Source organism: Alteromonas sp. ABD4_190 (assembly GCF_056160105.1).
Genome location: NZ_JBSWWN010000001.1, coordinates 3,954,951 through 3,967,941, shown reverse-complemented (window position 1 = coordinate 3,967,941; position 12,991 = coordinate 3,954,951). Strand labels below are relative to the sequence as shown.

General features: G+C 43.6%; 7 protein-coding genes. 3 read left to right on the top strand and 4 right to left on the bottom strand.

Going from position 1 to position 12,991, the window contains the following annotated elements:
- Positions 1-8 precede the first annotated feature (8 nt).
- The gene (locus tag ACXAFM_RS17310; protein ID WP_474835511.1) at positions 9-2,240 is read left to right on the top strand and encodes a phytase; all 2,232 of its coding nucleotides are present in this window, start codon (positions 9-11) and stop codon (positions 2,238-2,240) included.
- 227 nt (positions 2,241-2,467) lie between these two features.
- On the opposite strand, the gene ACXAFM_RS17305 is transcribed toward ACXAFM_RS17310, so the two are convergent.
- The 3 genes from ACXAFM_RS17305 to ACXAFM_RS17295 form a co-directional block, all read right to left on the bottom strand.
- Complete coding sequence (locus ACXAFM_RS17305) at positions 2,468-2,887, bottom strand: CBS domain-containing protein (RefSeq protein ID WP_474807327.1); 420 nt, start codon at positions 2,885-2,887, stop codon at positions 2,468-2,470.
- A gap of 181 nt (positions 2,888-3,068) precedes the next feature.
- Positions 3,069-4,133: an isoaspartyl peptidase/L-asparaginase family protein gene (locus ACXAFM_RS17300; protein WP_474835509.1), complete on the bottom strand. Its 1,065-nt coding sequence runs from the start codon at positions 4,131-4,133 to the stop codon at positions 3,069-3,071.
- Positions 4,134-4,257: 124 nt separating this feature from the next.
- Complete coding sequence (locus tag ACXAFM_RS17295; RefSeq protein ID WP_474835507.1) at positions 4,258-8,019, bottom strand: ATP-binding protein; 3,762 nt, start codon at positions 8,017-8,019, stop codon at positions 4,258-4,260.
- 233 nt (positions 8,020-8,252) lie between these two features.
- Between ACXAFM_RS17295 and sbcB the strand changes: the two genes are divergently transcribed.
- Together sbcB and ACXAFM_RS17285 are read left to right on the top strand one after the other, a co-directional pair.
- Complete coding sequence (gene sbcB / locus ACXAFM_RS17290) at positions 8,253-9,683, top strand: exodeoxyribonuclease I (protein WP_474835505.1); 1,431 nt, start codon at positions 8,253-8,255, stop codon at positions 9,681-9,683.
- A 125-nt stretch (positions 9,684-9,808) separates the two neighbouring features.
- Entirely contained in the window at positions 9,809-11,464 is a 1,656-nt protein-coding gene (locus tag ACXAFM_RS17285) for a FapA family protein (protein ID WP_474835503.1), read from the top strand.
- A 78-nt stretch (positions 11,465-11,542) separates the two neighbouring features.
- Here the strand turns inward: ACXAFM_RS17285 and ACXAFM_RS17280 are convergent, their stop codons facing one another.
- Positions 11,543-12,976, bottom strand: a complete 1,434-nt coding sequence (locus ACXAFM_RS17280; protein ID WP_474835501.1) for a diguanylate cyclase — start codon at positions 12,974-12,976, stop codon at positions 11,543-11,545.
- Between the last annotated feature and the right edge of the window lie 15 nt (positions 12,977-12,991).

Below are 12,991 nucleotides of genomic sequence, written 5' to 3'. Positions count from 1 at the left end.
TGATGACAATGAATAACCAAAAAACAAAAGGGCTACACCGAGCAGTAGCAAAGACCGTCGTTTTTACCGGTGCTCTAGCCACACTCTTTAGCTGTGCAGCTCAAAATGCAACAGCCTCAAAAACCCAATTCGAGCCCACAGCCACTGTACTTACGCTTACACACCTTAAAAAAGGTTTTGAACAAACGCTTTATTACCAAAACATTGATCAAGCTAACGCTTACAAAGACACCCATGCTAACAGCGCAAAAAACACAGCGCTTACAAAGACACCCATGCCAGCAGCGTCTTACAATGACACCCATGGCAATCATACGCTCAAGGTAGCGTCGTCAAAGAAAAGTCACTCTTACGAAGACACCCATGCTATTGACCTTCAAATAAACGAGCATAAAGGCATTTCACTTACTAACAGCCAAGGTACAACTCAATTTATTGAAGGCAGCTACGCGTTTGCCCACGCTGAAGTAGCTAACGCTACGAACAAACAATGGGTGTCTTTGGTAGTGTTTAATAACAACACGCAATATATTGAAGCGTATCGCATATCTGTTGACACCCTGGCAGTGCAACAGCAGCTTAGCCAACCCGCCAAAGGCTCTGAGGCCATTTGCGCAGCAATGAGTGCGCAAGGACACCCTCACATTATCAATGTGGATGCCACAGGCACCCTTAATCAATATGAACTGCACCATGATCAGTTTTTATCACTACGCAGTTTCGCCATAGGCCCTGGCATCAAAAGTTGCAGTGTTGACCTCGATACACAAAACATCTATTTGGCGGACGAGTTCGCCGGGGTATGGAAGATTAACGCCCATATAGAAAGTGAGTTAGAGAAAACGCTTATCTTTCATGACGCAGATACACCAGTAGAAGGCGTGAGCGTCTTACCCTCTACAACCCTAAATTCAAATAGCAGCCTTGTCGGTTGGGTAAGCCCAGATAAAAGCGGCGTATGGCTTCAAAGTCAATGTCATGCTGAGTTCGTAACTTTGTTGCGCGATGAAGATGGGACCGCAGAAAGCATAGAACCTGAATTTATTCAGTTAGCTACTTTTGCAAATAAAGAAGGGCAAGGAATCTCTGTGGTAGTAGATGATGATGCATCGGGCAGGGTTTATTCTGTAGAACTGCCGGCTAGTTTGGCCGCCGCATATTTTAACGATGGGTGTCTTGCTAAAAAAGACGATGATGCTCAAAACGGTTCCGATACTTCTGCCCAACATAAGGTGGCCACTGTTTTACCCTTAGCGCAAACTCAGCCTGTGCAAAACTATGGTGATGCAGCTGACGACCCTGCTATTTGGGTTAACTCACAGGCCCCTTCAGAAAGTCGCATAGTTGGCACCGACAAAAAAGGCGCATTGAATACCTACGATCTTACCGGCAAGCAACTTCAGAGCCTGCCGATAGGAAGAGTCAACAACGTTGATGTTGGGTACCGGGTTGCGGTAAACACTGTGAACATTGGCAGTAAAAATGAGTTTACTGATATTGCCGTTGCTTCAAACCGAACACATAACAGCTTGTCTGTTTTGGAAATAGATCATAACGGTAACCTCGCCCATTTAGGTGAGATTAAAACAACGCTTAGCGACATTTATGGTATGTGCCTTTTTGTCAATAACGGTATAGCTCATGTATTTGCGAACGATACCAGTGGTCGTTTCGAGCGATATGAATTATCAATCAACCAAGGCAAAGCAGTTGAAGGAAAGTTGAGTCAGAGCTTCTCTCTTCCCTCACAGCCAGAAGGCTGCGTGGTAGACACCCACACAAATACCGCTTACCTTGGTGAAGAGGCCACAGGCATCTGGGCGCTGGATATCAGCTCTACTGATAATACACCTACATTTATCTCAGCAATAACAACGCCCGTTGAAGCTGATGTAGAGGGCTTGGCACTATTTACCGTTGATGGCAAGAAATACCTCATTGCATCAAGTCAGGGCAATAACAGCTACGCCATCTATTTCATACATGAAGAAAACCCTGAAACGTTAACACTTATGGGGCTAATTAAAATTGCCGCTGACAACGCAAAGCAAATTGACGGGGTATCGGAAACTGACGGGCTAGAAGCAACAAATGCCAACCTTGGCGGGGCTTTTACTGAAGGACTGTGGGTAGTGCAAGATGGCCGAAACGTAATGCCAAGCCAAAAGCAAAACTTTAAACTTGTAGCAGGTACGACGCTCAAAAACGCAATAAGAGATTTAGTAAACAGACAAGGTTAAAGGCACATGGTGTGAGTAACCATCAACACCCACGCCGATAATAGAGAAAGGGGGAAGTTTAAAGCTTAACCTCTCCCTTTACTCTCAAAACTTGCTGACTTATCGCTGTAGTTTAATTGCGCTTAAGGTTGCATTACCTTAAACATTACAAATACCACCTTAGATTTTGTAGACAGCCTTAGGTTTTGCAAACAAACTTACATAGGCAGCGCAAAATCTAATGTCAACTAGCCTGCTCGCTGATAGCCATCATTTAATTGAACGTCAATGGCGCGAAGCACAGCCGTTCGGTTAATTGAGCCCAAAAGAACACCATCATCATCTACTACCGGGTAAACCCGCGGCTTCTCTTTAAGCAGCAATTGCGCTAGCTCTATCACCGACATATAGGGCTTCACGGAAACCACGGGCGTTTTCATGATTTCCCCTACCCTACAAATTTGTTCGCGATAGTAGCTTGACGCAATCATTTGAGCGATACAGTCTTGCTCGGATAAAAAGCCCACGACCTTTCCCTTTACATCAAGCACTGGCCCACCACTTTGCCCACTGGCTAACAACGCTTCGACAGCCTGCGCAACGGGCATATCGACATTAAGCTTCACTGGGTGAGTATTCATATAATCACTGACTTGCAACGATTCCATTTTCAATTCTCCAGCCGTGGCGCCTAATGTGACCGATACTGCGACTTATTGGGCGTTACGGCACTTCAATTATTATTAACCACATGTGAAAGCAATTTTCCCCCACACTTTAAGATTAGACCTTTCGTTGCCTACAAGCCAGCACATTTAACATTAAAATAACAATTAGATTTTACAGTGGTTAATCTTTGTAAATTGCCACTTTCACATTACCATTTACATCGATGCTAGCGCGGTACATACCCGCTGAATTAAACGGCATTGCAACGTTACCTTTTGCGTCAATAGCAATTACACCGCCATCACCACCAGCTTCAACTAACACATCGTTCACCACTGTATTTGCAGCGTCGTTTAGTGTTAACCCTTGATACTTCATCCGCGCGCAGATATCTGCTGCTACGTTGTATCGTATAAAATACTCACCATGTCCGGTCGCCGATACAGCACAGCTTTCATTGTCGGCATAGGTGCCAGCACCAATCACCGGTGAATCACCAATACGCCCATATCGTTTAGCCGTCATTCCGCCGGTGGATGTTCCGGCCACAATGTTGCCCTCGCCATCTAGTACCACTGCCCCTACGGTTCCAAAACGCTCGTTGCCCTGCTGTAAACCATAACCATTTGAAGCCTGCTCCATACGGGCTTTCGCTTTATCTAAAGCCTGCTTACGAAACTCAGTATCGAAAACCGAATTGTCCACTTGATCAAGGCCGTTTTGTTTTGCGTAGTCTTCCGCTCCTTTACCGGAAAGCATAACGTGTGGAGATTCGTTCATTACCAGCAGCGCTGCCTCTATCGGGCTTCGAATTGTCTTAACACCCGCAACCGCACCTGCGTTTTTACTTCCGCCATGCATAATAGACGCGTCGAGTTCATGCTCTCCGTCAAAGGTATACACGGCGCCAATGCCCGCGTTAAACAAAGGTGAGTTTTCAAGAACTTTAATGGTTTCTACCACCGCGACTTCACCTTTTACACCGTCTTGCAGCAAGGTATAACCGTGCTGTACTGCTTGCGTTAACACCTTTTTATACGCCGCCTCTTTTTCAGCCGTCATCGAAGACTTTAAAATAGTGCCGGCTCCGCCATGAATGGCGATGGCAACCCGTGAGCTTTCTTGGTGAGTATCAGCCGCTGATGCGTTAGCACTAACGAGCGTTAGCGAGGCTACTAAGGCACTGATTACACATAAGGTATTTCGAACTTTATTGGACTGACGAAAAATGCGAGGAAGGTTCAAACGGTTAACTCCTTTAAAAGTTATAAAACACCGCTTAGTTCCGTGGCAGATGAAACCAACACAAACGAGCGATGTGATTATCGTATTTATAGCGAATTAAGATGACACACTAAAAGATGATAATCTAGGCCACTTCAAGAAGTTCTAAAAAGGTATTAAGATCGTCGCCGATAGATGGAAGCAACGCTTTTACTTTCTCCCAATCAGCTACTTTTGATAACTCCCAAAGTGATTCAAAATCTTTTTGTAGCTGCACGGCACCTATATCAGCAGACATTCCTTTGAGTTTAAGCGACAGAATTTGTATTTGTGAAAAGTCTTGGTTCTCTACAGCCCTTTCTAAAAGTTTAAATTTTTCAGGTGCGCTTTGAGAATAGAGCTCACAAACCCGAGAGAATAAAGCTTTATCACCCATAATTCGTGCTATAGCATCCTCTTTTTCCCAACAGCCGTCACTTACTGTATTCGTTTTCTCGATAGAAATAACTTCAGGCTGACCTAATGCGTCGGTAGCCTCAGAGTGAACAAGAGTATTAGCGCTTTCCTGTGAATCGATTATTTCATTCATAGACTCAGTACTTTGTTCTAAATCTCTATCAATAGCGCCAAGCAAGCTGTCTACTAAGGGGGGCAACGACGCGCTATTACTTGTGCTATTGGCGGGTTCTGCATAAGAAGTTTTGGTGCGCTCAGCGCTTTGTGAATCAATATCTGAATTTTCAAGCTCGGTGCCAGCCACCTTGGTAACTTGATTTACTAGCCACTGCCTGACTTTTGGGATAAGTACATCTGCAATAACCGGTTTAGTGGCAAAGTCGTCCATCCCTGCTCCTAAGCACTTTTCCTTCTCGCCCAGCATAGCGTTTGCTGTCATGGCTATAATGGGAACATCGGCATGCATTGCTCCAGCTTTTCCCTCGCGAATAGCACGAGTCGCCTCGTAACCATTCATTTTAGGCATCTGGCAATCCATTAAAATACTATGAATACGACGGCCTTTTTCATCGCATTTACGCAGAAAAGCAACGACTTCTTCACCGTCTGCGCAGGTATATAATTTACAAGGTAAACACTCTAGTACGCCCTTAGCCACTTCCCTATTTATCATATTGTCATCAACGATAAGTAAGCGAGTATTATCAATTGAAATGTGTGATTTAATTTGGTCTTCAGCCCAATTTTTTTCGGCTTCTGGTGCACTATTATGGCTGTCTTCAGTGATGACTTTTTTAATCAAACCACCATATTTAACAACATCTAACCCTTGCTTTACCGTTATAAACGTAGAGCGGAAAAGGGGTTTAGGTAGGTACAGAGGCGTCAAATGCGTAAACGCATAGGGTGCTCCCTCTAGCTTTTGAAGAATATAAACCACGGGCATTTTGCTATCCTTTCCGCCCTTTTCACTTCGCTCCCATTCTCTGTCTATGTCACCAATTAAAGCGCTGGATTCATCAAGTAAAAGTACATTGTAATCTTGCCACTGAATAGCACTAGCGGGCCCATCTAAGACTTCAGGAGTAGCGCCTACGTATAACGCAAGTTTGCAAATATGCGTTTGTAGCGGTAAATAAGCAGATGAAACGCCAACTTTAACCTTACTAAGAAGTGACTTCTCGTCTTGTTCAATTTTGTCAAAACTTGCTTCATTGTCCGATGTAGTATCGGGAAGTGAAATGTAAAACGAAAACTTACTCCCCGTTCCTAACTCCGACTCAAAGGTAATATCCCCACCTAATAATTGGCATAACTGCTTGCAAATAGATAGTCCTAGCCCTGTACCGCCGTATTGTGTCGCCACTGAGGCATCGGCCTGGGTGAACGCAGAAAAAAGCTTGGGCTGATTGTCTTTTGCTATCCCAACACCTGTATCTTCAACACTGAAATGTAACTGCAGAACGTCAGACACCGATTCGCTTAAAAACAGAGTAAGTTTAACGTGCCCTGTTTTGGTAAACTTAATCGCATTGTTAAGTAGGTTACTCAATACTTGGTTAATTCTGTGAGGATCTGAGTTAATTTCTATCCTGGGTACTTCTGAGGTATCCACCAGTAACTCTAGTCCTTTGCTTGCCGCTTTAATAGCGAACACTTTAGCAATAGACTCGATAAGAGAGAGTATTTCGAAATTTTGCTGGTTAATATCTAGTTTACCCGCCTCTATTTTTGAAAGATCTAGTACATCATTTATAAGCACGTTTAAGTTGTTACAGCTGATTTCCATCATGGAAACCAGCTGCTCTGCCTTCTCGTTAAGCGGTTGGCGTTTTAATAAAGCTAAAGAGCCAACTACCCCGTTGAGGGGCGTGCGCATTTCATGACTGATATTAGAAATGAATGAACTCTTCACCTTACTTGCTTTACGCGCTTCTTGTGTTGCCTCAACCAACTCTTTTGTTCTACTTACCACTTTCTCTTCAAGTTTTAAGTTGACTCGCTCAATGGCATCTTTCGCTTTTTGTTCATCCGTAATGTCTCTAATTACTACAGCTACGCCAGAAAACTGTGAATGCTCGCCCCATATCGTTGAGGTAGTTATCAATAGCGAATGCTCATTTTTATCATCATCGACATAAGGAGTGGTGAAAGTAACTTGCTTACCACCTTTAACAAGCTCATCCTCTAACCCTGATAAGGATAGTGGTTCGAAAGACGAGTAATGTTGATTGAGGATTATTTGGGAGGGGATCCCAAAAAGTGACTCCGCAGCTTTGTTCCAACTTTTGACAATACCCGTAGAGTCCACACTAAAAATGGCATCTTTTGAAATATCGACAATAGCGGCTGATTCACCACGCACTTTGGCTAACTCAATATTCTTTTTATTACTGCGATATACAAAAAGTAGAATGCTTACAAAGATAATAGAGATGACACCAATCACGCTGTAAACGCTCAGCCGTTTTTCATTTATCAGCGCACTCACTTGAGATTGCGGTAGTAATATGTGCAAGTAAAAGCCTGAGCCCTGACCTTTCGCTCCTAGTGTGAATGCCCTTGAAACAGCGTAATGTACGTCCTGGCTTTCATTTTTGGCTGTAATCTTGTCGCGCCCGTTGAATTGAGATACTGAGAATTCGCTTTGCCATGTTACAGACGGGTTTAAGTCTTTAGAAAAGGACTTTTGGCTATCGGGATGTACTACAAAATAGCCATCACGGTCAGTGACGTAGAGCGAATGGTTGCTCGTTAAGGATTGGGTCATTTGAGAAAGCATGTACTGCGCGTTAACGTTCATAATTAACATTCCGTAACGCTCGCCACTTTCACTAAAGATTGGTAAGGAAAGCCGAATGACGCTTTTGTAGGGGTATTCTAATTTTCCATATTCCCGATTCAAGTTGATATTAGATATGTAAAATTGTCCTTTATTACTTTTAGCGCTTTCAATGAAATAATTTCGTGTTGCTTTGGTCTGTAAATCAGTATTGCTGGCGATTAAAACACTCCCACCTTCGCGCTCGACCCTTAAGAACTCGTTCCCTTCTTCATCCGCCTTAATGACTCTTAACTGATCGATTTCGCTGTTATTTTCGATAAAAGCAACGAATATAGTTTCTAAGCGGTGCTTCCACTGATCAAGCGTAGTGCCATCTTTAGGATCTAAATTATTGTTCTGCGTAGCTCTAACTATTCCGCTTATCGGCGGCGTTTGGTGCAAAAAATTAAGGGCGTTGAGATGTTTGACTAGCTGTGTTTCGGCGACATTTTCCGCGCTTAAGGCGCTTTTCTCTAAGGCCTCAAACGCCTGACTCTCCGCCGTCGCTTTTATGTTGCTTTCAAACAAACTAACAACCAACACAATCAGTAAGGTAGCAAGCACAATAGCCAATATAAACGTACTTTTAGCTTCGTTAAACGCAGGTTTAGATGGAAGGACTGACAAGCCAATAATTTCCGTATAACTTGTAATAACCTAAAACTAGTCAGAGATGGTTTGTTTAGCAAGTTTACAGTTTAAAAATTTCATATAAAAAACAAACAATAAAACCGTAAGTTACAACGTCACGCCAGCCTTTCAAGTGGCTGAATTATTGGGCATAAAACCAACAGCATTTGGTATTAAAATTATCGCAGTGTACACTGCGTGCAAGGTTTTTCTATTAAGCAATGGTGGTTATGCACGCACCTACATTTTTGTGGCACGATTTTGAAACGTTTGGCACCAGCCCACAAAAAGATCTTCCCTGCCAATTTGCCGCGGTCAGAACAGATATGGATTTAAATGTTGTTGGAAAACCCATCAACATTATGAGCGCCATTGCTAATGATTATCTACCTCACCCAGAGGCATGCTTGGTTACCGGCATTACGCCACAGCAAACCATAAGAGATGGTTCGAACGAGGCAGATTTTGCAGCGCGAATTTACCAAGAGATGTCTACCCCAAACACCTGTAGTGTAGGGTTTAACAGTATTCGCTTTGACGATGAAGTGTCGCGCTATTTGTTTTACCGTAATTTTTACGACCCCTATTCACGGGAGTGGCGAAACGGGAACAGCCGCTGGGATATTATTGATGTAGCAAGAGCGTGTTATGCGCTTAGACCGGAAGGAATCAATTGGCCAGAACGAGAAGATGGTACGCCTAGCTTCAAATTAGAATCGCTCACTGCAGCTAATAACATTGGCCATGAAAATGCACACGATGCGCTTAGCGATGTCTACGCAACCATTGCTTTGGCAAAGCTTATTAAAGAAAAGCAGCCTCGTTTATTTGAGTATGCATTGTCGCTTCGCAATAAACATACGGTTATGCAGCAAATTGACCTAAGCAAACCTTCGGTACTTTTGCATATATCTTCTAAATTACCTGCCTCTCAGGGGTGTTGCACATGGGTAATGCCCATTGCTAAACATCCAACCAATTCGAATGCGTTTATAGCGATAGATTTATCCCATGATATAGAGAGCGTGGTAAACGACTCAGCCGAAGAAATAAGACAGGCGCTTTACGCGCCAGCGGATACGTATTCAGATACAAAAGAACGACCTGGTCTTAAACTTATCCACATTAATCGCTCCCCTTTTATTACCAAAGCAAAAGCAATGACTGAGGAAAACGCCGCTAGGTTAGGTCTTGATCGCGAACGTTGCCTAGACAATTACAAAACACTCGCAAGCACTAACGAACTCGCGGCTAAACTTGTGGACGTATATGATGAAGAACGTGAAAGTACAGAGCATGACGTAGACCACGCCTTGTATAGCGGTGGTTTCTTAAATGACGAAGATAGACGTTGGTGTGAGCGTGTTATTGATGCAGCCCCTGATGACCTTGCCACCTTGGCCGATGAAACACAGCATGAAAGATTGCGCAAACAACTGTTTCGTTATCGTGCGCGCAACTACCCCAATACACTTACCGCTGATGAGATGACGAAATGGCAGTATCACCGTCAGGCTCGACTAACAGACTCCGCATTTGGCGGCTCGATTACACTAGAAAATTACATGATGAGGCTTGAAGCGTTAGCTCACGAGCACAGCGACAACCCCGACAAGCAGGCCATACTGCGCGCCCTGTATCAGTATGCTAAAAACCTTTGACGGAGGTTTTATAACATCATAAATTAATGATAGTTGAACTAAGGCGGTAAAGGATAAAACGTAGTCAAGGAATTGATAACCTCCGCCGATAATAACAATACACGCGCGTAAGGGAATAAGTAGTCATGAATGGCGTTACAATAAACTTCGACAAATCAAGAACCTATATAAACATTATGCTCAATCCTTCTGAATTTACATCAGAGGTGGATATTCGTGATGTTAGACAGCAGTTGGAAAGTGGCGAAACCAAGCGTCTGTATGTGTCAGAAAAAGCGTTAAAATCAGCCTGTGAAACGGCCAACCATTACTTTAAAACAGGTGATGGTACTGTGGTTCAAGAACGCATTGGCGAACGCAAAAACGCCGAAGTTGAATTTCGGGTGCCTGAAGACGGCATGATTGCGAATTTGGTCCTTACTACCCCCTATGGCGGTAAACTCCCATCCCTTGCGACAGTTAAATCATTAGCAGTCAAAAATAGAGTGATTCGAGGTGTTAGCGCTAAAAAAATAGACGCCATGCTAAAAGCCGCAAGAAATGTGGCGCCTGGCACTGTATTAGAGGAAACCATAGCTAAAGGGCTTCCTGCTCGAAATGGGAAAAACTCTAAATTTATTCCCCTTGTTCCGAACGCACTTGAACGAATACTAAGACCGCAAACGAACGAAGGTGAACGCGTTGACATGCGCAACTTAGGCGACGTGATATGCGTGAAAATAAATACGCCTGTTTTGCGCCGTACTCCACCTACAAAAGGTCGTTCTGGCTTTGACGTGAAAGGAAACACGATCTCAGCCGCTCCAGGTGAATGGGTAGACTTTAAAATGGGATCAGGAACGATGGTGTCTGACAGCGACGCAAACCTATTAATGTCTTCCATTTCAGGAATGCCTAAATACCGTGACCAAGTTATGAATATAGATGATACCTTTATTTGTAATGGCGTTAACGTTGGGTCAGGGCATGTAAATTATGAAGGCGCTGTATTGGTCAATGGCGATGTCACCGAGAAAATGCAAATTAAAGCGGCCGGAGACGTTACTATTAACGGTTTCGTAGAGTCGGCTTACATTGAGTCGGGCGGCGACATCATTATCACTGAAGGTGCAATGGGCAAGGTAAACGATAAGCAAGGTGACTACCAATGCAAACTCGTTGCCGCAGGAAGTATTCACGTACAGCATGGCCAAGGCATCGATATCCAGTGCGCTGGGAATATAACTGTCGGTAGACAGCTTGCATACAGTCGTCTGCGCTGCGGTGGAGCTGTGATTGTAGGGCAAATTGATAAGCCAATGGGCAATTTGTTTGCTTGTGACATTATCAGTCAAGATAGGGTTGAAGCAGGAACGCTTGGCGCTGTTTCTGGAAGTACGTTGAAAGTTGATTTCAGCCCTGGTTTTAATCAGTTGCTAGAACGCAAAGATTCCCTTGATGAGTTATTAAGGCAAATTCGCGAAAATAACTTAAAGCACAAAGAAAAAATCGACCTTATTCAGGGTAAAAAAATTCCTAAAGAGCTACAGCGCAAGGCTGCAGAAGCGCTTGAGCTTTTTAACAACGAAAGCGCCCTTCTAGAGTGGTTAGAGAATAAAGCTAACGACGTCAAAGCCGCAAAAGAAAACTATCAAACAGATATAAAACTTATTGCAAATAAAAGGCTCTATCCGGGCGTATCTGCCAAATTAAATAATCGAAACTGGCGTTCTGAGCGGGAGTATGATCGCGCTCAAATCCACTACGACTCACACCAATGGCATTACGAACCAATTATTTAGATGATGTTAAGGCTAGCGAAGCCGGCATTTCAGGCTTCGCACATCTGCCTTTCTATTTAGCTGCAGGATAATCCAATTTTACTGAGCAATTGTCACATTGCCGTAGCCTTGCCGCTTAGACTGATAAAGTGCCTTTATAGTGCGCTCAAGCCAATCAGGGAACTCTTCTGAGTCTCGCAATTCAGCCATGCCAATAGCAATTTTAAACTTATCGCTTAGCAGATAGTGAGAACCCATGCACTCTAACAGCCTATCTGCGAGAATCTTCGCTGAGTCTAATTGAGTCTGTGGACAAAGGACAATAAACTGCTCTTTGTTGAATCTTGAAACAATGTCAACCTCTCTTACAGTATTAAGGCAGTTTTGGGCTGCGGTCTTTAGCACCTCTTCTCGACTAGAGGGGTCGTGAGAAAATAAATCTTCATCAACAGGTGTTAGGTCTATAGCGATCAATGTGGCGGAAGTATGAAACCGATGGAAGCGTGATATCTCTTCTTCCGCTCTCTGTATTATGTGGTTGCGGTTGTATAGGCCCGTGATTGTATCGTAAGCCGAAAGAAATCCTAATGTTTTGTTTTTCTCTAACAAATTGGCCTGTAGCGCATTTATCTCTTCATTTTTTTGTTGGATTATACGCTTGTAGCCCCCCACATGTCGGTTTTTCGAAATAAGCCATAGCAACATTATCAATACAATAACCGAACTCAGTATCATTACAGTGTAATTGCGACTATAGCGGATTTGCACGTTATTCCACTGCTTGTAGATTTCTACTTTCTTTGCCTCTGGAATACGCTCTATTGCAACATTGAGTTTTTCTACTAAATGGCTGTACGACTTATTAACACCAAATGCGAGAGAATCAAACGGTTCGGCGTAACCAACAATGTGTAAATCTTCGAGTTCAAGGTTATTGATGTGCATATTCACACTCATTAGTGAACCTACCATTACGTCAAATTCACCATTTGCGAGTTGCTTAAGGCCCTCTTCCTCAGATGGGATGAGTTCTAGACGCAACCCTGGGTAATGACGAGAGATATATTCGACTTGGCGGTACCCCTGCACAATACCTACTGTACGATTGCCAATACCTGAATAGCCCTGCAGCATGGGCGTTCCCGTTCGGGCAACCAATACATTAGGCGCCTCAAAATACGGCACACTAAAATCTAAAAACTGCTTGCGATAATCAGACGTGTTCATCATGGGAATGACTTGGCACTTACCTTGTTGAACAAACTCTAGACTTTCCTGCCAGCTCTGTGTAGAAACAAGCTTGAACTTAAGCTCGCTGAGTTCAGCAATAAGCTGCATGTACTGAGCTGAAATACCCACGTGGATGCCATTTCTTATCGCTTCATAAGGCGCCCAATTGGGGTCGATACAATAGGTTACTTCAATTGAATTTTGAGATGCTAATGGTTGCTCAGGCGCCGCTTGCAACAACGCGCTAAAAGCGGATCCTACAAACAACACTGTGCAAAGCAGGCCTTTTCTTATTTTTCTCAACTGCACACCCAAAAG